The sequence below is a fragment of the Thermococcus sp. genome (genome assembly GCF_026988555.1).
Lineage (GTDB): Archaea > Methanobacteriota_B > Thermococci > Thermococcales > Thermococcaceae > Thermococcus.
Map to the genome: position 1 here is coordinate 1 of NZ_JALSLB010000019.1, position 21,596 is coordinate 21,596.

Annotated in this window: 24 protein-coding genes, 1 tRNA gene and 2 pseudogenes; 9 read left to right on the forward strand and 18 right to left on the reverse strand. The window is 54.2% G+C overall.

Going from position 1 to position 21,596, the window contains the following annotated elements:
• The first annotated feature begins 88 nt into the window (after positions 1–88).
• Both MVK60_RS02325 and MVK60_RS02330 read left to right on the forward strand, forming a co-directional pair.
• Positions 89–454 (forward strand): CidA/LrgA family protein, encoded by a 366-nt coding sequence (locus MVK60_RS02325; protein ID WP_297436106.1) that lies wholly within the window; start codon positions 89–91, stop codon positions 452–454.
• Positions 451–1,124: pseudogene (locus MVK60_RS02330) on the forward strand (CidB/LrgB family autolysis modulator). Before MVK60_RS02325 ends, MVK60_RS02330 begins: the two are co-directional and overlap by 4 nt.
• Here MVK60_RS02330 and MVK60_RS02335 read toward each other — a convergent pair.
• The 8 genes from MVK60_RS02335 to MVK60_RS02370 all read right to left on the reverse strand — a co-directional run bounded on the left by MVK60_RS02335 (position 1,038) and on the right by MVK60_RS02370 (position 8,853).
• Entirely contained in the window at positions 1,038–1,529 is a 492-nt protein-coding gene (locus MVK60_RS02335; protein WP_297436068.1) for a Tfx family DNA-binding protein, read from the reverse strand. The pseudogene MVK60_RS02330 and the gene MVK60_RS02335 sit on opposite strands and share 87 nt — an antisense overlap.
• A 149-nt stretch (positions 1,530–1,678) precedes the next feature.
• Positions 1,679–1,819 (reverse strand) — tRNA-Trp (locus MVK60_RS02340).
• 27 nt (positions 1,820–1,846) lie between these two features.
• Complete coding sequence (locus MVK60_RS02345) at positions 1,847–2,686, reverse strand: DMT family transporter (RefSeq protein ID WP_297436069.1); 840 nt, start codon at positions 2,684–2,686, stop codon at positions 1,847–1,849.
• Between the two features lie 31 nt (positions 2,687–2,717).
• Positions 2,718–3,797 (reverse strand): ATP-binding protein, encoded by a 1,080-nt coding sequence (locus MVK60_RS02350; protein WP_297436071.1) that lies wholly within the window; start codon positions 3,795–3,797, stop codon positions 2,718–2,720.
• A 69-nt stretch (positions 3,798–3,866) separates the two neighbouring features.
• Complete coding sequence (gene gcvT, locus MVK60_RS02355) at positions 3,867–5,063, reverse strand: glycine cleavage system aminomethyltransferase GcvT (RefSeq protein ID WP_297436108.1); 1,197 nt, start codon at positions 5,061–5,063, stop codon at positions 3,867–3,869.
• Between the two features lie 43 nt (positions 5,064–5,106).
• On the reverse strand, positions 5,107–6,330 hold the full coding sequence (locus MVK60_RS02360; RefSeq protein ID WP_297436073.1) for an ABC transporter permease: 1,224 nt from the start codon (positions 6,328–6,330) through the stop codon (positions 5,107–5,109).
• A complete protein-coding gene (locus MVK60_RS02365; protein ID WP_297436075.1) occupies positions 6,323–8,164 on the reverse strand; it encodes a hypothetical protein in 1,842 nt (613 codons plus the stop codon). Before MVK60_RS02365 ends, MVK60_RS02360 begins: the two co-directional genes overlap by 8 nt.
• On the reverse strand, positions 8,161–8,853 hold the full coding sequence (locus tag MVK60_RS02370) for an ABC transporter ATP-binding protein (RefSeq protein WP_297436077.1): 693 nt from the start codon (positions 8,851–8,853) through the stop codon (positions 8,161–8,163). The genes MVK60_RS02365 and MVK60_RS02370 overlap by 4 nt, the downstream gene beginning before the upstream one ends.
• Before the next feature lie 84 nt (positions 8,854–8,937).
• Between MVK60_RS02370 and MVK60_RS11210 the strand changes: the two are divergent.
• Positions 8,938–9,275, forward strand: a pseudogene (locus MVK60_RS11210) (universal stress protein); the annotation flags it as partial.
• Positions 9,276–9,470: 195 nt separating this feature from the next.
• Positions 9,471–9,776: a universal stress protein gene (locus MVK60_RS11215; protein ID WP_367270816.1), complete on the forward strand. Its 306-nt coding sequence runs from the start codon at positions 9,471–9,473 to the stop codon at positions 9,774–9,776.
• Between the two features lie 131 nt (positions 9,777–9,907).
• Here MVK60_RS11215 and MVK60_RS02380 read toward each other — a convergent pair whose 3' ends face one another.
• Both MVK60_RS02380 and cutA read right to left on the reverse strand, forming a co-directional pair.
• Complete coding sequence (locus MVK60_RS02380; RefSeq protein ID WP_297436080.1) at positions 9,908–10,495, reverse strand: DUF99 family protein; 588 nt, start codon at positions 10,493–10,495, stop codon at positions 9,908–9,910.
• Positions 10,492–10,803: a divalent-cation tolerance protein CutA gene (cutA, locus tag MVK60_RS02385; RefSeq protein ID WP_297436082.1), complete on the reverse strand. Its 312-nt coding sequence runs from the start codon at positions 10,801–10,803 to the stop codon at positions 10,492–10,494. Before cutA ends, MVK60_RS02380 begins: the two co-directional genes overlap by 4 nt.
• Before the next feature lie 72 nt (positions 10,804–10,875).
• Here cutA and MVK60_RS02390 point away from each other — a divergent pair, with 72 nt between their 5' ends.
• Positions 10,876–11,151 (forward strand): acylphosphatase, encoded by a 276-nt coding sequence (locus MVK60_RS02390; RefSeq protein WP_297436084.1) that lies wholly within the window; start codon positions 10,876–10,878, stop codon positions 11,149–11,151.
• Here the strand turns inward: MVK60_RS02390 and MVK60_RS02395 are convergent.
• A complete protein-coding gene (locus MVK60_RS02395; RefSeq protein ID WP_297436086.1) occupies positions 11,135–11,734 on the reverse strand; it encodes a regulator of amino acid metabolism, contains ACT domain protein in 600 nt (199 codons plus the stop codon). The two genes, MVK60_RS02390 and MVK60_RS02395, sit on opposite strands and share 17 nt — an antisense overlap.
• Before the next feature lie 114 nt (positions 11,735–11,848).
• On the opposite strand from MVK60_RS02395, the gene MVK60_RS02400 reads away from it, so the two are divergent.
• The 4 genes from MVK60_RS02400 (at position 11,849) to MVK60_RS02415 (ending at position 14,634) form a co-directional block, all read left to right on the forward strand.
• Entirely contained in the window at positions 11,849–12,754 is a 906-nt protein-coding gene (locus MVK60_RS02400) for an ADP-dependent ribose-1-phosphate kinase (RefSeq protein WP_297436088.1), read from the forward strand.
• A 157-nt stretch (positions 12,755–12,911) separates the two neighbouring features.
• Entirely contained in the window at positions 12,912–13,196 is a 285-nt protein-coding gene (locus MVK60_RS02405) for a hypothetical protein (protein ID WP_297436090.1), read from the forward strand.
• 137 nt (positions 13,197–13,333) lie between these two features.
• Positions 13,334–13,867 carry a transcription factor E gene (tfe, locus tag MVK60_RS02410; RefSeq protein WP_297436111.1) on the forward strand — a complete coding sequence of 178 codons (534 nt, stop codon included), beginning with the start codon at positions 13,334–13,336 and terminating at the stop codon, positions 13,865–13,867.
• 38 nt (positions 13,868–13,905) lie between these two features.
• Entirely contained in the window at positions 13,906–14,634 is a 729-nt protein-coding gene (locus MVK60_RS02415; RefSeq protein ID WP_297436092.1) for a DUF2110 family protein, read from the forward strand.
• On the opposite strand, the gene MVK60_RS02420 is transcribed toward MVK60_RS02415, so the two are convergent.
• The 7 genes from MVK60_RS02420 to MVK60_RS02450 all read right to left on the reverse strand — a co-directional run.
• Complete coding sequence (locus MVK60_RS02420) at positions 14,624–15,988, reverse strand: hypothetical protein (RefSeq protein ID WP_297436094.1); 1,365 nt, start codon at positions 15,986–15,988, stop codon at positions 14,624–14,626. The genes MVK60_RS02415 and MVK60_RS02420 overlap by 11 nt on opposite strands.
• A gap of 127 nt (positions 15,989–16,115) precedes the next feature.
• Positions 16,116–17,003: an Mrp/NBP35 family ATP-binding protein gene (locus tag MVK60_RS02425; RefSeq protein ID WP_297436096.1), complete on the reverse strand. Its 888-nt coding sequence runs from the start codon at positions 17,001–17,003 to the stop codon at positions 16,116–16,118.
• Positions 17,004–17,089: 86 nt separating this feature from the next.
• Positions 17,090–17,830, reverse strand: coding sequence for an ABC transporter ATP-binding protein (locus MVK60_RS02430; protein ID WP_297436098.1), 741 nt, complete (start codon positions 17,828–17,830; stop codon positions 17,090–17,092).
• Positions 17,827–18,861 carry an iron ABC transporter permease gene (locus tag MVK60_RS02435; protein ID WP_297436113.1) on the reverse strand — a complete coding sequence of 345 codons (1,035 nt, stop codon included), beginning with the start codon at positions 18,859–18,861 and terminating at the stop codon, positions 17,827–17,829. The genes MVK60_RS02430 and MVK60_RS02435 overlap by 4 nt, the downstream gene beginning before the upstream one ends.
• A gap of 5 nt (positions 18,862–18,866) precedes the next feature.
• The gene (locus tag MVK60_RS02440; protein ID WP_297436100.1) at positions 18,867–20,051 is read right to left on the reverse strand and encodes an iron ABC transporter substrate-binding protein; all 1,185 of its coding nucleotides are present in this window, start codon (positions 20,049–20,051) and stop codon (positions 18,867–18,869) included.
• Positions 20,041–20,736 carry an FmdE family protein gene (locus MVK60_RS02445; protein ID WP_297436102.1) on the reverse strand — a complete coding sequence of 232 codons (696 nt, stop codon included), beginning with the start codon at positions 20,734–20,736 and terminating at the stop codon, positions 20,041–20,043. The genes MVK60_RS02440 and MVK60_RS02445 overlap by 11 nt, the downstream gene beginning before the upstream one ends.
• Before the next feature lie 240 nt (positions 20,737–20,976).
• On the reverse strand, positions 20,977–21,596 hold a 620-nt coding region (locus MVK60_RS02450), incomplete at its 5' end, for a thiamine pyrophosphate-dependent enzyme (RefSeq protein WP_297436104.1).

Sequence of the window (21,596 nt, forward strand, 5' to 3'; positions counted from 1 at the left end):
CTTAGAGCCTTGAAGATGTGGGGAGTTACCGTTCCCCCCGAAGGCCAGCCAATGAAGACGGGAGGCTGGAAGGTTATCCGCTACAATTATTTCACAAGTTCCAAAAGTAGCGAATAACCAGAACGGTCTTGCTATAATATTCACGTTCTACGCTCTTGGTGAGTTCACGAGCTCCGTGTTGAACCTTTCCATTCCAGGCAGCGTCATCGGCATGCTCTACCTCCTTGCGGCACTTCTTGGTGGTGCTGTGAAGCTTGAGTGGGTCGAGAACGAGGCCGAACTCTTCGTGAGGAACATGAGCGTTATGTTCATCCCACCTGGTGTCGGGATAGTGACCTACCTCGGTCTGTTGAGGGTCCAGGCCGTCCCCGTGTTCGGTGCGCTTGTGCTGAGCTTCATCGCGACGCTCTTCGTAACCGCAAAGACCGTTGAGTTGACGGGGGGAAGTGAATGAGTCCCTTTGGGATAACGCTGACCCTGGTGGTGTTTTACGTCTTCTCCGAGATTCATGCGAGAAGGAGGACATTCTACACGAATCCGGTGCTCCTCTCGATAATTACGGTGGCCTTTATACTCCGTTGGCTTGACGTCCCCTACGGAAGTTACATGAGCAGCGCTGGTATCCTGAAATTCCTTCTCGGCCCTGCGGTCGTGAGTCTTGCGGTTCCGGTATATAAGGGCAGGGGCACCATAAAAGCCTACGCGAGGGAGATAACACTTGGAACAACCGTCGGTGGAACGGTTGCAATCCTCAGCGCATTCTACACCGCAAAATACCTCGGGGGCAGTGAAGACGTTCTCCTGAGCATCGCCCCGAAGAGCGTCACAACGGCAATAGCGATAGGGATAAGCGAGAAGCTTGGCGGAATCCCGTCGCTGACGGCAGTCTTCGTCATACTGACTGGTATACTCGGAAACGCCATCGGCGTCGAGTTGCTCGGCGTCTTTAGGGTGAAGGATAGAATAGCGAGGGGTCTGGCAATGGGGGTAAGCTCCCACGGTCTAGTACCGCAAGGGTGATCCTTGAGGATGAGCTTTCAGGTGCCGTCAGTGGCCTTGCCATGGCCCTTAACGGGGTTTTTACCGCCTTTGTGCTTCCCTACCTCATCCAGATCCTCAAGTAGGCATTCGTTTATCCTTAACCTATCCCTGGAATCCAGAAACAGCGTGAAGTCCCTTCTGGCCACCCGGTCGTGGATGGGCGCGTTCTCAACGAGGAACGCTATGATCTCGGCGGTGCTGTAAGGTACTTTGATCCCGAGCAGGTCTGCTTTTTTGAACAGCCTATCGGGGACCGCGAATATATCCTCGCCCCTGCGGACGTCAACGCTCATCTTGGAGTTTATCTGCTCCCAGAGCAACAGCGTGTTTCTGGCTTTCTCTATTTTGTCCATCGCTCTCCGCTCAAGGATGCTTATGTTGGCCCGGCTGGTTCCCAGAAGCTCCGCGATTTCGCTCTGTTTCAACCCCCGAGCACGCAGCCGGAGGATCCTAACCTGCTGCTCGGTCAGGAACGTTTTCGCAACCATTTTAAACACCTGAGTTTAACAACATTCCAAAGATTAAAAACTTTTCTTCCATCCTGGCGGTGCTCAAAACGGTGTTAGGCTCCCGAAAATGGTTGGACGACCAACTGTGGGTTGTCTAGAGGTTGCATCATGTTGTATAGAAGTTGCGATGGTGGGGGCACGGGGATTTGAACCCCGGTCCGCGGGTTTCTCCGGGTCAGAGCTCCAAAGGCTCATCCCCAAATCAGCAAACCCGCAAGTCCTCATACCTCTGGAGCCCGCGATGATGGACCAGGCTACACCATGCCCCCATCCGGCTTAACCTACCCAAGCCCGGTTTATAAGTTTTGCTGTCCCCACCCGATGATGATGCCACCCACTATCATGGCTAGTCCGATCACCGTTGCGGGGGCTATGCTCTCCCCCACGAAGAGGGAGATGAAGAACAGGCTGAGGAAAGGCACTAAGTAAGCTAAGTTCGATGCAAACGCAATATCTCCCTCAACGGCCCTGTACCAGAGGAGGAAAGTAACCCCCATCTCGAACATGCCGACGTAGATCGCTCCGGCGAGCCCTTCAGCGGGAGGAACCTTAAACTCACCCGTTGCAAGGATGACGATGGATACATAGGCAAAGCCGAAGAGGAAGTTCCAGAACATCTTTTCGACTAACTTTCTCCCATCGCGCAGGTTGAGGAGCCAGTAGGATGCCCATATAACCGCGCTACCGAGGCCGAGGGCAACACCTATTGGGTCCCTGAAGTTCAAACCCGCAACGTCTCCCTTCATGGCGACGACTAATGCTCCAAAGAACCCTAGTAACAGGCCGAAGGCTGTCCCCGCCCCGGGTCTCTTTCCGAGGAAGGGAATAGAGAGAAGGACGAGGATCAGCGGCCAGGTGTAGTTGAGCGCCTGCGCCTCCTGTGCAGGCAAGCGGTCGTAGGTCGAGAAGAGGACGGTGTAGTACATGAATGGATTTATCAGGCCCAGGTAGGCCGAGCGGAGGTTTTCCTTTCTGCGGGTGAACTCCCTCGCGTAGATGACTCCAAAGAGCACGAGCGAGGTTAGGGACGCGTAGAAGAGGAGCTGGAGAGGGCTCATGTAGCGGAGTGAGAGCTTGAAGGCACTTGCGACGGTTGACCACAGGAGAACTGCACCGACGGCGTGTTTTTTGGACATGATGTTGAAAAAGCCGAATGGAGATAAAAGGCTATCGCTCCATCAGAACACGCTCGATTACCGGATCGATTATCCTGTACCTCTTCTTGTTGTCCAAGCTGAAATTCGCCTCGATCCAGCTCATCTTTTCAAGGTTTCTAATCAACTCAGCGAGACGAGACTTCGGGACGTTCTGGCCTTTTGAGGCAAGGTAATTCCTTATGAGCTCCCATCTGTTGTGTCCCCTGGCGATGGCCTCAAGGATCAGCACGTAGCGGGGGCTCCTCCTTTCGAGCTCTTTCAGTTCCCCGTTGAGAAACCCTTTGGCCCTCTGGAACACGTACTCCAGTGAGCTTCTGAAGTCTTGGGTTTCGGAGTATTTTCTCCCGAACTCCACAAGCCATCCAGGCACACCATCGAGAAAACTAACTGCACCCTCAATGACCTCGCCGGGAACGTCCATTCCTATCTCCGAAAATCCCCTCCTGAGGAATTCTATGGAAAGCTCCTTTGAGAACGGTTTGAGAACCACTTCCCTGTGGGACCTGCCGTAGAGGGGACTTTCGTAGTTGTCTATCCCAAGAAAGTCGTGTAGGAGTCCGACCTCGGAACCGCTCAGTATGAACCGCAGATTATCAAGGTTGTCGTAGGAGTAAGCCAGGAGCGCCAGGAACTCCTTTCCGCCCCTTGACCCGTGAAACCTTAGGTATTGGGCCTCATCGATACCGATGACCGCGCCAACGTCATTCAAAGCCTCCAGAACCATGGACACGCGAACCTCCCGGGTCAGCTCGATCCTGACTCCAGAGAGGGAAACGCCCCTAACGTGTCCAAGGGCCTCAAAAACTTTCCCTCGAACGGTCCCCCTAAGGCCATTCAGAGCGCTTTCAAACTCTCTGATGAGCGATTCGGAGGTTATCCATCCCCCTGAGTCAAAGTACATCTTCCGTGCATCTATATAAACGCCGTTTTCGAGCTCGTTCAGTGTTACCCGGAGCAGTGAGCTCTTCCCGACCCTGCGTATGCCCAGGAGAAGTGTTAATGGCTCTTTGGTGTTGGTGAGCTGCTCTATTTCCTTTTCTCGGTCAAAAAGCTCCTCCCTCCTTTTCTTCGGTCTCGGGTCGAACAGCATAGGTAATGCCCCCGTTACCAGGTAACGGTACCGTTACCTAAAAGGTTTTTGGAAAAAGAAGAGGAAAAATCACTCCTCCCTGAATGCCCCGTACTTCTTGGGGTCGTAGAAGGGCGGAGCAACGGTCACGGCTTTCCTGGGCTTGCCCCTTATCTCTATCTCCAGCTCGACGCCTGGCTTGGCGTACTCCTCCTTAACGAAGGCTATTCCGATGCCGATTCCGAGGAGCGGGGAGCTGGTCCCGCTGGTGACCTCTCCGATGAGCTCGCCGTCCGCGCAGACCTTGTAGCCCTCCCTCGGGATGCCCCTGTCCATCATCTTGAAGTGCACCATCTTCCTGCCGGGGCCGCGCTCCTTCTGCTTGAGGAGTGCCTCCTTGCCGATGAACTCCTTGTCCCAGAAGATAGCGAAGTCGAGGTTGGCCTGGAGCGGGGTAACCTCGTCGATGTCCGTGCTGAGGAGCTGGAGCTCCTTGGTCTCGTTGCCATAGAGCGTGTAGCCGGCCTCAAGCCTGAGGGTGTCGCGAGCTCCAAGGCCAGCTGGCTTTATCCCGTACTTCTCTCCGGCCTCGAGGATTCTCTCCCAGACGTGGAGAGCTTTCTCCGGCTTTCCGCGCTTACTCTCGTCCGGGTGGTAGGGGTTGGCGTCCTCAAAGTAAACCTCCCAGCCGTTCTCGCCGGTGTAGCCGCTCCTTGAGAGGAGCATCTTGATTCCATCGAGCTCGACCTCTTTTGCTTGGAACCACCAGAGCTCGTTGATGTCGATGCCGAAGAGGTCCTTTGCGAGCTCCCTTGCCTTCGGGCCCTGTATCGAGAACATGACCATGTCGTAGGTCTTGTTCTCAATCTCAAGGTCGAGGTTACCGAACTTCTCGATTCCGCGCTTTATGATGTTGAACCAGGCCTCGAGCTTCTCGAAGGCATCGCTGTCGCAGACCATCATGTATGTGTCGTTTCCTATGTTGAAGATGAGGGTTTCGTCCTTAACAGCTCCGCGCTCGTTGAGAACGAGGGTGTAGGTTCCGCTTATTGCGGGAGGTCTGCTTATATCGTTCGTCGTGACGTACTGAAGGAACTCCAGTGCGTCCTTACCGCGGAAGATGAACTCACCCATGTGGGAGACGTCAAAGATGCCGATACCGTTCCTAACGGCCATGTGCTCCTCCTTTATGCCCGAGTACCAGATGGGCATCTCCCAGCCAGCGAACTCCTCAACCTTCTTTGCGTGCTCCTTATGCCAATCGAAGATGTGAACCCTCTTGACCATGGTCATCACCGTTAAAACTTCCACCTGGACGTTATAACCCTTTTCACTCAACGTGCCTTATGGCCTCTGCGGGCCTCAGTTCGGCGGCCTTCTTCGCGGGGTACACGCTCGCTAGGATACCTATGATTAACGTTACCCCGAAGGCAACCGCGGCGACTCGGAGATCGACGACGGGGTTTGGGAGACCGGGCGTCTTGGCTCTGAGCACCTCAACCACAACATCAGCCAGCACCACACCAGAGGTGAAGCCTATGGCGCCGCCTATCAGTGTCAGCATCATGCCCTCCAGGAGTATCATCTCTAGTATGAACCTTTTCTTGGCCCCGAGGGCTCTGTACGTCCCTATCTCACGTGTCCGCTCCATAACTGAAGTTAAAAGGGTGTTCACAACGCCGAGGGCTCCAACGATGAGTGATATGCTCCCTATCCCGAGGAGGAGGTTGTTGAGCATCGTTTCTATCTTGAGAACCACATCTATGCCCTGGCGCTCGGTTATGACAGTGGCCGTCGGGAGCAGTCTCTCTATCTCGTCCTTGACTTGGTTGACGAAGGTGACGTCATCCACCCAAACCTCAACGAAGCTTACCTTTCCTCCCTCGTTGTACATCTGCTGAGCGGTTCCGAGTGGGATGAAGACGCTCGTGTCTATGAACCCTCCTATGAAGCTCTGGCCGCTCTCCTGAAAACTGCCCGATACTTTAAACTCCCAGGGCCGTCCGCTTGCGTCGTAGAGCTTTATAGCCTGCCCAGGCAGTATCTGCCAGTTGAGGGTTCCTCCGCTTTCTTTCTGAATCCTCCCGTTGGCCAGGGAATAACCTAGGAAAGCCTTGAAACGTGAGCCCTGGGGTATGAACTGCCCGCGCTGTACTGGGGGGCCGGTCAGGGCGTAGAATCTCTGAGCGTCTCGTGGTACGATGCCCATAACCGTGACGGGGATCTCCCACCCCCTGTACTCCATCACCGTAAATTTGACGAGAACTGGGTTTAAGGCCTCAACGTGGCCCAGCTTCCCTATATCATCCACAACGCTCTGGTTGAGGGTGTCTGTCCCTATCGTCCATATGGATGCTCCCATCCCGGGGAGGACTATCACGACGTTGCTGGTGCTCTGAAGGGTCTCGGATATCGAGAGCTGGAAGCCCTCCGCTATGGCCACGAGGGCAGTTATCGAGGCTATGGCTATGATTATGCCGAGCATCGTGAAGAAAGTCCTGATCTTCCGTCTGTGCAGGTTTCTGAAGGCTATCTTGAGTATCTCCCTATCCACGCCCCCGCCTCCAGAGAAGGATCAGCACGAAAAGAAGTGTGACTGCTCCAATGTAATAGTAGGGGTATCTGCCTCTTTCGGGGATGTTAGAAGGTATCTGCAGATTTATCGTTCGGGTAAAACTCGTGAAGCTTCCGTTTGCGGTCATGTATGTGACCTTTACCTTCACCGGGTAGGTCCCCGCCCTGAGGGTCGAGTTGAGGACTATGAAGTTTATGCTGTCGTAATCTGTTGGCTCCACGCTCCCGACGTAGCGCTCCCCGAGGGGGAATAGCCCGAGCACCGGAGAGCTGACCGAAACTGTGACACCCCTGGCCGGGGCGTTCCCGTCGTTGGCCACGTCGACCTCGAAGTTGTACTTTCCATCGCTCACCCAGACGTTGCCGAAGTAGACCTTGAGCCTTGAGCTTCCCTCTGCCTGGACGCCAAACGTTGCCTCCTCCTTGTACGACACACCGTTTTTGTCCTCATACGTCACAAGGGCATAGAGAGGGTATATCCCATTTGAAACATCCTTAATCGCGAGGAGAAGCTTCCCCTCTTCTGTTTTGCCGACGGAGAGGTTCTCGAAGTACAGGGTGCTCTGGCGACCGATAGGGTAGATGTTTGGCTCCTCAACCTGGGTCTGGCCTGTTGGGAAGATTGAGTACGTCTGCTGACCTTCAGCCGGCTTCGTTGGAAGGAGCTCAACGCGTACGTGGTAGGCGGGGGCGTTTCCGGTGTTCTCCACGGTCAGGATAACGGTGAATTTGGAGGATGGCTCGACGGTTCTAGGGACGACGGTGAAGTTCTCGATGATAACCTTGGGGCGCTCGGCGTCGTTTACTGGAATTCCCACCTGAACCTCTTCGGTCTTGACGACCCCGTTCTCATCGCTGTACTCAATCTGGATGAAGAGGGGATAAACGTCTGGCTTGAGGGCCTTTGAGGCTATGAGTCGAAAGTGTAGAGTTTTGCCCTGGCCGGGGGAAAGCGGGCCGGTGTACTGTACAGGTCCCTGGAGGTACGAGGCGAAGGGAATCTCCTCCCCGAAGGAGGGAACCGTGACCGTCGGCAGGATGCTCTTCTGGGTGTTCTCCTGCGCCTGAACCACGGGCTGGGAGTAAAGGTAGACCCGAACGTACCTGGCTGCCTGATCCCCTACGTTCTTCACGGTGACGTTGAGGGCAAAGGGGGCGCCGACCTCAACCGTAGAAAAGCTCACGTTCCCAATAACCACCACGGTGCCTTGGACGACGGAGTAGAGGAGGTACCTCGGGACCAGTATCTTCATGCCGGCACTGGAGTTGGTGACGTTGTAGACGACTACGTCAACCTCGTGCCAGTAATGTCCTCCCCTGCCCAGGTACGCGTAATCGGTTGCACCGTTGCGGTGGTAGCGCATAAAGACCGTTCCGTTTCTGAAGCCCAGAACCGAGAGCTGGATAGGCCCGTAGGTAAAGGTAGTGTTGGCGTGCGCCGTTCCGTAGAAAACTGTGGCTGGACGTGAGTATATTGAGATGAGGGCCAGGGGGTTTTTAGAGTTCGCATTCTTAATGTAAACCAGATCAACCCGGATATCGCCGTAAGCGTAGCTCTGTCCTTCCGAGAGCGAAAACGTTACGGCTGTGAAGTTCCTGTTGTCCCGGAGTCTGAGGAGCACGACGGGTGGCCAGGTCTGGCCGTTGTAGAGGAAATTCATGACGGTGAGGGTGTAGTTTCCCACTATGACCGACTCACCGAGGCCGAGATAACCCTGGAAAGTTCTCATGTACGCGGGTTCTGAGGGGCCGGCCCCGAGCACGGGGGGAACGAGGATCAGGACCAAAAGGGTGATGGAGAGGATTCTTTTCACAGTTCGTCCACCTCGTAGAGTTTTCCGTCGCGTATCCTCAAAATCCTATCGGCCTCCCTGGCGACCTCGAGGTCATGGGTCACGACGACGAAGGTCGTCCCCTTTTCACGGTTGAGTCCCTTCATGAGGGAGACTATCTCCTCGGATGCCTTTGTGTCGAGGTTTCCGGTCGGTTCGTCGGCCAGGACTATGCTGGGTTCGTTTGCGAGGGCCCTGGCTATCGCCACGCGCTGCTGTTGGCCGCCGCTCATCTCCGTGGGTTTGTGGTTCTGCATGTTCGGGATGCCAACCATCCTCAGGAGTTCCATGGCCCTCCGCGTCCTCCTCTCCAAGGGGACCCCAGCGAGGATGAGGGGGAGCTCGACGTTCTCAAGGGCCGTTAGGATCGGTATGAGGTTGTAGTACTGGAAAACGAAGCCGATCTTTCGTAGTCTCATCTCCGAGAGCTCATCGTCGTCAAGACCCACCACCGGGATGCCGTCAACGTACAGCTCCCCAGAATCCGGGGTGTCAAGAAGCCCGAGTACGTTTAAGAGGGTCGTCTTTCCGCTGCCGCTCGGGCCGATTATGGCAACGAACTCTCCCTCACGTACCTCAAGGTTCGCACCCCGTAGGGCGGGAACCACCACACCCGTCCCCATGCGGTAGCTCTTGTACACGTCAACAGCTTGAAGGACAACCCTCTTCATGTTCATTCATTCGTCTGGGTGTTCTTAACACTTTACCCGGAATCCCTAAATAGGTTGAACCCGAAGTAAAAACAGGTGATGTGCATGTTTAGAAAGGTTTTGTACCCAACGGACTTTTCGGATGTCTCACTTCATGCGCTCAGGGAGTGTGTTCCGAAGCTGTTTTCGCTGGGCGCTGAGAGACTGTACCTTGTTCATGTGGTTGACATAACCGTGGTTGAGTTTGAAGCCTTCGAGCTGGAGGAGATATACCGCGAGAAGCTTGAGAAGCTGGCCGAGGAGCTCCGGGGGAGGGACCGGATGTAATCCCCATAGTGCGGCTGGGTATCCCCTCCGTTGAGATAGCCGATGTGGCCGATGGTGAGGACGTTGACCTCATAGTGATCCCGAACCTGGGGGAGAGTGCATGGAGGGTTGCATTTGTGGGAAGCACGGCCACTAACCTTGCTAGGTTGACAAAGAGGCCGGTTCTCATCCTCAAGTACCTCTCCAAAAACGAGGGCAAGTTTGAGCTACCGGTTGATTGTGCGGAGCTTTTCAAGCGCCCACTGGTTGCTCTGGACTTTTCCAATTGTTCGGTTAAGATACTATCCTCTGTTAAGGCCTTTGAGGATCTTGTGGAAGACGGCCTCCTTGTCCACTCCGTTGACTACGGCAGGGTTGAGGATCTAGAGCACAACATTCAGATCGCCAAGCAGAACCTTGAGAAGTCCCTCAGGGGCATTAAAGGGTCGTTCGGATACGAGGTACTTGTCGGTGCGGCATCACAGGCCATAATAGGGACCGCAATAGCAAAGCGCTCGACCCTGGTGGTGATAGGAAAGAAGGGCAGAAGCTTCATAAAGGATCTCCTTCTGGGAAGCACCGCCGAGAGGGTGATGAGGGACTCAAAACTTCCCGTGCTCCTAATTCCGTGTGACTAAGGTGCGCCCGATTGGGTCGTCGGGACCCGCAATGTCGTGACCTCAGACTGGAACGGCTTCCACATCAATGTTCAGTAGCTACCCTGTTGCCATCATCGGTCGTCCCTTTCTTTTCGGGCACTCTTATAAACCTACTCCCTCGTGCTCTCCCCGGTCATCACGGCACTCGCCACCATATGGGCCAGTCTGAGCGGCTCCGGTATCAGTCCGGTCTTTGTTGTAACCCTGACCACCTCAGCGGCGGTGCTTCTCTCAACACCGGCCGCCTGGATGTAGAGTTTCCTGGGGATGAGCTCAACGAGGGGTGGGGCCTTCCTGAGGAGTTCTATTCTCTCTTCGGCATCGGAGAAGTGCCGTCTCAGGGCTTCCTCCATGGCGGTTAGGTCCGGTTTTTTCCTGACGACTACGATGACTGGGAGGCCTGTCTTATGGTGGAGCCTCCCAACGTCGACGACGTTGAAGCCCGCGTATGTTATCCCCTTGAGCAGTATCACCCTGAGGTCTTTGAAGCGGGAACTCAGAACGGCATCTGCAATAACCCGGGTGGCGTCGGTCCCGTCTACTGTTATCCAGCGTGAGAGTACCCCCACAACCTCCTGTGAACCCTTCATAACGACACCAATCAGAACCGTCTTCTCCCGGTTTATCTTGGAAGAAAAGGAAAAAGTCCCGTCGTCAAAGCCCACCGCACGTATCTGCGGTTTTACCTTCCTTATCATCCAAGCACCTTCTCCATCCATTCAATGTACTCGTGATTCACCCTGTCCACGTCGATCCTCATGAGCAGGGGTGTTTTGTAGGGATGCATCCGCCGGATCTCTTCCTTGAGCTCCTTCCACTTCCCTACCTCCGTTTTTATGAGGGCCCCGATTTCTTCCCGCTCCACTACGTCACCGTTTTCGATGTACAGCGCATCGTGCTCCCGTAGGTTCGCGCACGCTATGATCCTCTTTTTGACGAGCTCCCCGACTATCCGACGGGCGGTCTCCATATCGGGGAACGTTGTGTAAACGAGTATCATCTCCATACCCATCCCCCGTTCCTTTATGGGAGGGAAAACTTAAATTCCTTTGGTCTTAGTGTTGTTCGAGGGGTGAAGATGCGGCGGGTAAGGGCTCACCTTAGAATACACGGTAGGGTTCAGGGGGTTGGATTCCGGTGGAGCATGCAGAGGGAGGCGAGGAAACTGGGGGTAAACGGTTGGGTGAGGAACCTGCCGGACGGCACGGTGGAGGCTGTTATCGAAGGCGATCCCGAACGCGTTGAGGCCCTGATCGGGTGGGCACATCAGGGTCCCGCTTTCGCCCGGGTAACGAGGGTGGAGGTAGAATGGGAAGAACCGGGGGACGAGCACGGCTTTATTGTGACTGGTTAGCAGCAATCCGTTCCATCAGTATCCTCTTGGGGCAGTACCTGACCTCGCAGTAGTTGCATACGTACTTCTCCTTGTCCCTCTCCGGTGTCCGCAGGATCAGCTTCTTGAATCCCTTGATCTCCTTCACCTTGACGAAGACCTCCGCCGGTAGCGTCCCGTCGATTATTATGTAGAGCTTCGTTGGTTCCTCACGGAGGTTCCTGCTGAAGATCTCCATCACGTGTATATCCTTTTCACGGAGCATTATCAGAACCTCTGAGAATCCGTCGAGGTACATCTCCTTCTCAAGTTCTACCTCAAGAACCTCCCACCCCATCAGGGGGGCCACGTTTATCAGGCTCGGCAGGGGATCGAGACGCTCGAATATCAGCTTCAGGGGGTAGGTTTTCTCGATGTATTCAATCGTGTGGTACACTATCTTCCTGTTGACCCCTATGATGCGCGCCAGTTCACTGATGGGGACCTCCATGTTCCTCAGGTATATCCTGCCGCGTTTAACGCTTAGGCCAGTCTCAAAAAGGAACTCCGCAACCTTCTTTCTTGCGGGGTAGTTCTTGAAGTACTCCTCCAGGATGAGCATCATTTCTGTTCACCTCTTACTCATTAATGGGTAGAAATGGATATTTAAATCTTTCCCCGCCGGCACCACAAGGTTATTAACAGGTCTGAAAGTACCATGGGTTTTGGAGGGTGGGAAATGGCGAAAGATTTTGACGTGATCGGGATCGGAAACCTGAACTACGATATCATAATGCTCATGCGCAGGTTCCCCGACTTCCACGAGAAGGTGAACGTGGATGAAGCGTTCTTCGGGCTCGGCGGCGCTGCTGCAAACACCATAAGCTGGCTCGCTAATTTCCACATGAAAACCGGCTTCCTCGGTGCTGTTGGTCGTGACGAGATTGGGCGAGCGCATCTTGATTACTTCCGTGGGCTTGGAGTGAACACGGATGGAATCCGGGTTGTCGACGGGCACTCTGGCGTTGCGGTGGTTATGATCCGGGGTGAGGACAAACGTATAGTAAAGTATCCCGGGGCGAACCTTTTGAAGGAGCTCAATTTTGAGTACCTGGCCCGTACCAGGCACGTTCACATGTCATCAAATCCCCGGGAAATCATCGAGGCTGTTGTGAAGTTCGCGGATGACAGTGGGGTGACGGTTTCCCTTGACATAGGTGAAGCCCAGCTCCCACCCGATATTGAGGAGAAGGTGGACTACCTCCTTATGAACGAGGATGAATACCGGAGAAAGTTCGGTTCCCTCGACCCCTCCCTCTGCGGTTCAAGGAACCTGGTGATAACCCTCAATGGTGGCGGGGCCATCATCAGGGACGAGGGAGGAAAAGTCTCTGAAGTTAGGGGTCTGAGTGCGGAGGTCATAGACTCCACGGGCGCTGGAGATTCCTTTGACGCCGGTGTCGTATACGGCACGCTGAACGGATGGGACCTGGAGGACTCGGCAAAGCTTGGTATGCTCCTTGCCTACCTGACTGTTCAGAAAATCGGTGCAAGAAGCGCGATAGTTCCCCTGGAGGTCGTTAAACGGGAGGCATCGGCGCTCGGACTGGAGCTGCCTTTTGATATCTCCGGAGAGGACATCTGAACACGCTTATAATTTTTCTCGTTTTTTTGCCCATCGGGGCCCAACGGAACTGGAAAGGGTGGAGCAACGCTTAAAAAGATTTACCCTTCAGATATCTTTAAGAGTGAGAGTCCAGCTGATTTAGAAGCCCAAAAGTTTAGGATGGAGGTGGATTCCTTTGGAAATCATAGTTGATAACTTTAAACCGAAGATCACCCGTCCCTTTAAGAGGAAGAACGAGTACTGGGTCAAGTTAATAACCCCCGATGGCGAATACATTATGAAATTTAAAACCCCTCTTGAGGCGGAAGATGCTATATACGGTATGCTGGATGACCTTCAGGTTTACGGTGGGAAAGTCAGGCTCAAACTTCGTGAGGGGAACGTTATAGAGGGCATTGAGGTCCTCGACCTCTACAAGCCCTCTGCCAAGGAGCTCCTTAACGAGTATTTCACGGATTGATTTGATGCCTTTTTTTGTTCATTGCCGTTGGAAATCTGACAAAAACCTATATATAGCACGAATCACATAGGTTATTCTTGGATAGTACCCTTACGATAAATCTCCAGGTGTTCAAATATTCTCTGGAGGTCGTTGATGTGGCCAGACGAAAAAACAAGGAACTCATGGAACTCGCCATGGATATGGGGGGCGAGGAAGCCGTTGAGGTAATTAAGGCCCTGGAAAAAAAGGGAGAGGCCACGGACGAGGAGCTTGCGGAAGTAACTGAGATACGCGTGAACACGGTTAGAAAAGTTCTGTACATGCTCTACGATCAGGGACTCGCTGAGTTTAAGAGGATACGTGATAAAGAAACCGGCTGGTACTACTATTACTGGCATCTGGATATCAAGCGCCTGCCGGAGATTCTGCGCTCCAAGAAAATGGCCGAGCTGAAGAAGCTTAAGGAAATGCTGGAGGAGGAGACCGGCGAGATCTACTACTGGTGCGGTACACCTGGACACCCAAAACTTACCTTCGATGAGGCTATGGAGTACGAGTTCCAGTGCCCCATATGCGGTGAGATGATCATGCAGTACGACAACACCCAGATAGTGGAGGAGCTCAAGCGGCGAATTGAGGAGCTTGAGATTGAGCTGGGTCTTAAAAAGAAGCCCGGGAAGAGAAAATAACCTGAATGGTATCCGGATGAACTTCGGGGATGGTGAGAATGGAAGAAGTGATTATTCTGGAGAAGGTCTACGGGGACAGAAGCGGCTTTCTCAAGCTTGATAAGAAGCTGAAGGCCCTTCTCGGTGATCTTGAGATTGAGTGGAAGCTGTCCGCAGTTAAAAAGAACTGGGTGAAGGTTTCTCTGAGCGGCGAAGATGAAGAGATAAGTGCCAACGTAGTGAGGGGAGAGTTCGGTGAGGTCCCTTACAGCCTGAGATCTGTTGAAGAGGGGGGAACATACAGAGGAAGATTTATAGACCTTGGAAAGGTGGGGTACGGGGCTTACGTGGATCTGGGCGTATTCTCCCCACGGCCCAAGGATGCGTTACTCCCCCTGTACTACCTGAAGGAGCACTTCGGCGAGATCCCGGTTCGCGGGATGATATCCCGCTTTGGATGGGTCGACAACCTCCCGGTTGAGGTTAGGGTTGAGAAGGTGGAGTTTGGTACGCGGGAGGTGGGGGTGGAGTTCTCAGAACCCCAGCTAAAACGCCTTGACTCCTGGTTAAACGACGGTTACGACAAGCTCTTCATCGCGGGTACCGTGAGTGAGAACGTGGAGAGGGCCCTCATCCGAACGGGTCACGGGCGGGACGTCAAGCGCATTGAGGAACTCGGTCTTATGGAGACCCTGCTCGTACTTAAGAAGGGTACGGAGGCCCCAGGTATAATACGGGAGATCGGTCCACACCTCAAGGGGGCGGTGATGGGGGCCATCAAGTTTTAGGCGTTAGGAGGTACAGCGACCTAGTTGCCAGTGCGGCCAGTATTACGATGCAGTACGGGGCCAGTGTCTGGACGAATATGGAGAAGGGAAGGTACGCGAGGGCCAAAAGGGCCAGGAACGGCGTCTGCCCCCTCATCTTCCCTATTCTGCCAACGTGCAGAACCGCGTACAGGATGACCGTAATGCTTAACGCGGTGTTGAGCAGTAGATTCAGTACGTAGCGTTCCGGTTCATCCGCGGGATGCGATGGCATGTGGATCGGGAGTCCAAACCTCAGGTACAGTAGCAGTATCCCCGCACCGGTTATAATCAGGTATGCGTAGTTCCGGAAGTGCCTCTTTGGGAACGCTATTATGAACGCCAGGGGTATCAGAACGAAGTAGGGATTGATGGCCACGGTCAAAACGGTCAGCAGTGAAAGTAGTAGTGTCTGCAGGAGCGCCTTCCCTTTCTCCGGGGAGAACGTCACGTTCGCTATCATGGCGATGGTGGAGACGAAGAACACCAGACCGAGCGTTGTGGTGTCCACGTAGTGCACGAAATGCCTGAAAGCCGGTGCCGAGAAGGTAAGTCCAAAGACGAGAAAACCCAGCTCCCTGGAGCGTTTGGGCACGATGTAGAAAGAGAACGACGCTATCAGAAGCACCAGGACCCAATGGGCGTAGATCAGGTTCTCTTCTATCGGCGGAATCGCTTTGAAGAACATCCCGAGGATCAGTCCAAGGGGGGAGGAGGGAGTGCCTCCCTTGGCGAATTCCACACCCTGCAGAAGGTACGGTAGGAACGGGGTGGATATAGTAGTACGTCCAGCTGTCAGGTACCAGAGCCCGAATACGGAGACTGTCACAAGGTAGAACGCCTCCGCGTGGCTCTTGTCCTTTCTAAGAGCAAGAAGGAACGTTAAGAACACCAGAAGCGCCAAAAGACTAAACCCTACCGTTGATGCCGTTGGAGGGTTCCAGAGAGATGAGAACGCCTTCTCGGTTAGGTATATGTTGTCCTTCGTCCCGGTGATGAAAACCGTGCCGTTAACCACGATAACAGCGGGGAGGAGTGAGGCGTTTTCGGGAAGGCCCGTTACCCTCCAGAGGGATTTCATCCGCGGGTTGTTGTAAACGTTGCCCACAAGGACAAGGGTCTCATCGCCGTGTCTTTTAATGGTTCCCATCCTCGCATCCACGTAGTACGCCCATCCCTTTGACCACCCGTCCGTACCGGGAACAACACGATACGAGGAATTTGAGCTGAGAAACTTTTGAAAGGTGGCCCTATCCGGATGGTATGTAACGGTTTGGGCCGATACGGGGGGGACCAGTATCAGAGCCAGTATCACTAAAACGAGGGCCCTTCTCATTCTATCCCTCTGGAGGATATCATGTCCCTCCGGTTAAAAAGTTAATGCAGCTCGCCGATTATCTTGAATGTCTTAGAATTGCCCCTTTAAAGTTGCGTTTGGGGTGGTGTTGGGAAGAAAAAAAGCGTTACTCCCCTTCCCCCTCCCCGTCAGTCCCTCCAAGTTTTGCGGTTAGGTTGTCGATTATCTCCATGAAGGCCTTCGCGGCCGGTGTGTCCTCGTAGAGGACTATGGGGATTCCGTTGTCGCTTGCTTCTCTAGCCTTGAGGTCGATGGGGATTCCTCCCAGAAAGTCGACTCCCTCTCTCTCAGCCAGTCTTTTTCCCCCTCCCTTTCCGAAGATGTCGATTTCATTGCCGCAGTGGGGACAGATGAGATAGCTCATGTTCTCGACTACCGCAACATATGGGACGTTCATCTGTTTCATCATGTTGACGGCCTTCCCCGTGTCGAGGAGCGCGACCTCCTGGGGTGTTGTGACGACGACCGCGGCATCGAGCTGGAGGGTCTGCGTAACCGTCAGTATCTCGTCACCCGTTCCGGGGGGGAAGTCGATTATCATGAAGTCCAGCTCGCCCCATTTGACGTCACCGAGGAGCTGCTTTATGGCCTTGGTGACGAGGGCACCGCGCCAGATTATCGGCTGATCTTCCGGAACGAGGAAACCCATGCTCATGACTTTTATGGGTGTCGTCTGCCCCATGAAATCGCTCATGGGGGGAATCATCTCAAAACGGCCGTCCTCCAGTCTCTCCGCCAGGACGTCTGCCTTTTCAACACCCAGCATCTTGGCGACGTTCGGGCCGTGAATGTCGGCATCGAGGATACCCACGAAGTAGCCTTTTCTGGCCAGGGCCGCCGCCAGGTTCACCGCCACGGTGCTCTTTCCGACACCGCCCTTACCGCTCAGGACGGCTATTTTGTGCCTCCATTTCTTCTGCTTCTCTTTGATTCTCTCTTCCAGGGGATCCGCGCCCAATCCACCAACGTTGAGGGTGGGTGCTTTGATCGTCATTTTTAAACACCTCCGGTTTTAGGTTGTCCTAAGGGGCTTAAAAGTTTTGTCCAAAAAAAGGACAACGTTACCCATATATAGGTAGTTCAGAGTGGTACCACAGTGGGGATCCCCCTGATTTCTCCTATCTCTACTCTAACATCGTAAACCTCCTTAAAGAGCCCCTCACTCAGAACCTCAAGGCCCCCGTCAGCTATCTTTCTTCCGTCCCTCATGAAGACGAACCTCCGGGCAAAACGCAGGGCAAGGTTGACGTCGTGCATAACCGTTACAACTGTCTTTCCCCCTCTCACCAGTTCTCTCGCGAGCCTCATGACCTTCAGCTGGCTCTTTAGGTCGAGATTGTTGGTCGGCTCGTCCATCAGAAGGATCTCGGGTTCTTGGGCCAGTGCCCTCGCTACGCTTACCTTCTGGAGCTCTCCGCCACTTATCTCGTTCGTTCTCTTAAGGGCGAGGTCTTCGATGCCGAGAGTTTTCAGGGCCCCTTCAACGGCCTTTAAATCCCTCCTCGACGGCGTTAGCCCCATGTAGGGTCTTCTACCCAGGAGAACGGTATCAAAAACGGTCAAAAACCCTGGCTCAATCCGTTGAGGGACGTAAGCTAAGGTCCTTGACAGTTCCCTTGGGGAGTAGTCAAGTAGAGGCTTGTCTTTTAAGAAGATCCCCTCGCACTTCAGGATCCCGGCAATGCAACGGAGGAAGGTGCTTTTTCCTGCCCCGTTCGGGCCGAGGATTGCCACGAACTCTCCCTCACCGACCTCAAGGTCTATCCCCTTAAGGACTTCGTGCTCGCCATAAGAGAAGTGGAGGTTTTTCGCTTCAATCATCGCCGACCCTCCATCTTAACGAGGAGGTAGATGAAGGCTGGTGCTCCGAGGAACGACGTGATAACACCAACCGGAAGGTTCATCGGAGAAATTATGAGCCTCGCAACGGTGTCGGCCGAAACGAGAAGCAACGCCCCGGCCAGAGCCGAGAGTGGTATCAGGGAGCGGTAGTCGCCGCCGGCTATTAACCTTATAGAATGTGGTGCTATGAGGCCGATGAAGCCGATGACCCCGACGAATGCCACCGTTATTGAGGTTATGAAGGCTGCTAAAAGGGTTCCGACGAGCCTCTCCCTCTCAATGTTCACCCCAACGCTCTTCGCTATTTCGTCCCCCAGAGTCGAGGCGTTCAGGTCCCATCTCTTTAAAATAAAATAAATGAAGATAACTGTGAAAGCAACCGTCATTACGAGGTTCTCCCCCCAAGTTGCCCTCGCAAGGTTTCCAAAGCTCCAGTACACCATCGCCGAAAGCTGGAGTTCGTTGGCGAAGTACTGAACGAGGGTGGTTAACGCAACGTATAGTGAGCTCATGGCAACTCCTGCAAGGACTATTGCCTCGGGACTCAAACCACGGAGTCTCGCCAGGGCGAGAATCACGAGGGTCGCGCTTATTGCACCCAAGAAGGCGAAGAGGACGACGGCGTAGGGGTTGTTGAGAAACACCTGCCCGGAATTGAGGGAGTAGCCCGCCCCGAGGATTATGGCTAAAGAGGCGCCGAACATCGCGCCATTGGAGACGCCCATGGTGAAGGGGGTTGCCAGGGGGTTCCTCAGGTAGCCCTGAAGGACGGCTCCGGCGATTCCCATCGAGGCCCCGACGAGAATTCCTGCAACTATCCTGGGGAGCCTTATCCCAAGGACGACGAGGCGGTCGTCTCTGCTTCCACCGTCGATGAGAACCGCGAGAACTTCCCTAAGGGGGATATGATAGGGCCCGCTTGAGAGCGAGAGGAGGGAAACCGCTAGCAGGGAAAGGAAGAGGGCGAGCCCTATGAAGAACTTTCTCCTCAGGTATGTCCTGTAATCCATAGGCATCACGGATTAGTTGGCAGGCCTTGGGTGACGTTTCCGCTGACGAGGTCTATCTTCCCAAACCCGCCGAATTCTTTGGCGAGCTGGCTGTAAACGGGCTTCCCAACGAGGAATGTGAATATCTCGTCTGCCTTCTTAACGGGGTCTACCCCCTTGAAGCGCTCCGGATAGATGGCCTTTCCGATGTAGTAGGCGTCGGCGATGGCTATTCCGATGTTGGTGTTGTAGAAGTTGTAGGGCAGGACCCCGTAAATGCGACCCTCCTTCATGGCCTTAAGCGAGTTGTAGAAGTCGGGGTTGCTCCTGTAGTCGTCGAGGATTATCTTGAGGCCACCCTCGTCGATGAAGATATAGTCCGGGTTCTCCTTGAGGAGCCACTCCTTGTCCACCTGCACCCAGCCGTAGTTCGTGCTAGTCAGGTTCGAGGCGACGTTGTCGAGGCCCAGAACCGTGAAGGGCGCATAGTCAGTGAAGGTGCTCGTTATCCCGTGGGCACCCTTGAAGCCTATTCCACCGACGTAAACCTCCGGGCTCTTCGCTCCAGCGGTGAGGTTCTCAAGGTAGTCCTGCTGCCCCTCGATGAACTTTATAACCTCCTGGGCCCTCTTCTCTCTTCCAAGGATCTTCCCAGCTAAGAGGAGGGACCTGAAGAAGACAGGGTCGGTGAAGTTCTTCAGCGTGCCGTAGCTGAGGACCACGACGGGGATTCCCGTCTTCGACTGAACCTCGTCGGCTGTCTCTCTGCTCACGAAGACCATGAAGATGACCTGAGGATGAACCTTAATCAGAGCCTCCATATCGGGGAGCCTTCCGGGACCACCCGGTCCAATGATCGGTAGCCTAAGGAGCTCCGGGTGGGCTAGGATGTAGGGCCTTCCGTAGGAGAAGCGCTTCTCGAACTCCTCGATTCCAACGACGTCTTTGGTCGCGTTGAGGTAGGCGAGTATCCTAAGCGCGCCGGGACCGACCGCAACTACCCTTGTGACGTTCGTTGGAACCTTTACGGTTCTCCCCATCATGTCCGTGACTGTGGTGTAGCCTTGGCTTGCGCTTGAGCTCGTTACCGTTGGGGAGGGGCCGGTTGCGGAATTTGTGTGGTTCGGCGTTGATGTCCCTATACATCCCGTCATTGAGACCACTAAAAATACCACGAGGATGGCCAGAACCACTTTCCATTTAGTCTTCATCTTTCCTCATCTCCACTATCCCACTACCTGTAACGGCGTAGTACCTTTCCCCAGCACATTTGAGGCAGAATGGTTTTCCCTCCATATAAATCACCTTTGTGGCCATAACAAGCTCACCACATTTCGCACATCGAACGCTTTCAAATATCGGTGCATGCTCTATCGGTTCAACCTTTACGCGTTCAACTTTGAACTCCCTCCTTGGAAGGTAGAGCATTTTCTTAGCTGTTTCCTCCCAGAGCTGCCAGAGTCTTTCCACTTCTTCGTCTGTGCCCTCCCTTCTTTTAACAACCCTGTCAAAAAGTTCTGTTGTCTCAGGTGTATAATACTTCTCCAGTTTCTCACCGTCGATGTAAACCCGGACTCCCTGCCAGTCAGAGCGTCTGACGAGAGTCAAGGCAATCTTTCCGAGGTCGACGTAGATCAAAGAGTTATTGCCAAAGGTACAGCCGGTTGTTACCTGGACTCCATCCGCGAAACAACTGTTGTTCTCAACTATTGCCAAGATACTCTCATCAACACTTCCCCCGTAATCAAGCCTGCCGACGCCGAGCTCTTCCATCGCTATCATGGAGGCTCGGATCCCAAGGATCAGGTACGGGCACACGTGTTCATGGAATTCCTTGGCGTAGCTGAGAATTCCCTCATAATCTCGCGCTCTTACGAGTCTGTTGATCTGAAGCATCGTATCACCAGATTAGTATTTAGTGTTACTAATTTAAATCATTTTTGCTTTTTGGTAGCACCGGGTTCTGAAGACTTCTTGAGGATTTTCGCGTTCAGCTCAGGGTAACTGCTCCTTGGCTGTCAGCTCGGGGACTGGATTGGATAACAGGGGAAATCAAAACCGCGTTGGATCATCGCGCTGGCCTTCAAAGATGCCGTGAACTGGACACTAAAACCTCAAAGTGGAAAGAAAAGGAGTTCACTCCTCCGGCTTCGGGAGGGTGACCTCGACACCGAGGACCTTCCACATGGCTTTAATCTGCTCGCGCATGACGTTTATTGCCTCTGGCTGCTTGAAGAGGTGCTTGAACCTGCCCTGGTACTTAAGGTACTCCTCGACGGGCTTCTTGAACTCGATGGCAACGATCTTGCCCCCCTCGCGGGTGACCTTGGCCCCCCCTCCGGGTGGCTGTATCTTGATGTGGTGGAAGTCACCGTTCTCGATCTCGAAGAGCGGCCAGACACCGGTCTCGATGGCAAGGCGAGCTATCTCAACGCCCTTCTCGAGCGGGCTCTTCCAGCCGGTCGGGCAGGTACACTGGACCTGGACGAAAGCCGGGCCATCCACCTTGGCGGCCTTCTTCATCTTCTTGACGAAGTCGAAGGGGTTGCCTATGCTGGCGGTTGCGACGTAGGGAACCTGGTGGGCGGCAGCTATGAGGGCGACCCACTTCTTGGGCTTGTCCTCACCGATGGAGTACTTGCCCGGCGGGCTGGTGGTGGTCCAGGCACCGTAGGGGGTTGAGCTCGACCTCTGGATTCCGGTGTTCATATAGGCCTCGTTGTCGTACATCAGGTAAACGACGTTGTGCCAGCGCT

Coding starts and splice junctions, on each gene's coding strand:
- MVK60_RS02335 (WP_297436068.1), bottom strand. CDS start 1,529: ATGGTTGCGAAAACGTTCCTGACCGAGCAGCAGGTTAGGATCCTCCGG.
- MVK60_RS02345 (WP_297436069.1), bottom strand. CDS start 2,686: ATGTCCAAAAAACACGCCGTCGGTGCAGTTCTCCTGTGGTCAACCGTC.
- MVK60_RS02350 (WP_297436071.1), bottom strand. CDS start 3,797: ATGCTGTTCGACCCGAGACCGAAGAAAAGGAGGGAGGAGCTTTTTGAC.
- gcvT (WP_297436108.1), bottom strand. CDS start 5,063: ATGGTCAAGAGGGTTCACATCTTCGATTGGCATAAGGAGCACGCAAAG.
- MVK60_RS02370 (WP_297436077.1), bottom strand. CDS start 8,853: ATGAAGAGGGTTGTCCTTCAAGCTGTTGACGTGTACAAGAGCTACCGC.
- MVK60_RS02380 (WP_297436080.1), bottom strand. CDS start 10,495: ATGATAAGGAAGGTAAAACCGCAGATACGTGCGGTGGGCTTTGACGAC.
- cutA (WP_297436082.1), bottom strand. CDS start 10,803: ATGGAGATGATACTCGTTTACACAACGTTCCCCGATATGGAGACCGCC.
- MVK60_RS02390 (WP_297436084.1), top strand. CDS start 10,876: ATGCGGCGGGTAAGGGCTCACCTTAGAATACACGGTAGGGTTCAGGGG.
- MVK60_RS02395 (WP_297436086.1), bottom strand. CDS start 11,734: ATGATGCTCATCCTGGAGGAGTACTTCAAGAACTACCCCGCAAGAAAG.
- MVK60_RS02400 (WP_297436088.1), top strand. CDS start 11,849: ATGGCGAAAGATTTTGACGTGATCGGGATCGGAAACCTGAACTACGAT.
- MVK60_RS02415 (WP_297436092.1), top strand. CDS start 13,906: ATGGAAGAAGTGATTATTCTGGAGAAGGTCTACGGGGACAGAAGCGGC.
- MVK60_RS02420 (WP_297436094.1), bottom strand. CDS start 15,988: ATGAGAAGGGCCCTCGTTTTAGTGATACTGGCTCTGATACTGGTCCCC.
- MVK60_RS02425 (WP_297436096.1), bottom strand. CDS start 17,003: ATGACGATCAAAGCACCCACCCTCAACGTTGGTGGATTGGGCGCGGAT.
- MVK60_RS02430 (WP_297436098.1), bottom strand. CDS start 17,830: ATGATTGAAGCGAAAAACCTCCACTTCTCTTATGGCGAGCACGAAGTC.
- MVK60_RS02435 (WP_297436113.1), bottom strand. CDS start 18,861: ATGGATTACAGGACATACCTGAGGAGAAAGTTCTTCATAGGGCTCGCC.
- MVK60_RS02440 (WP_297436100.1), bottom strand. CDS start 20,051: ATGAAGACTAAATGGAAAGTGGTTCTGGCCATCCTCGTGGTATTTTTA.
- MVK60_RS02445 (WP_297436102.1), bottom strand. CDS start 20,736: ATGCTTCAGATCAACAGACTCGTAAGAGCGCGAGATTATGAGGGAATT.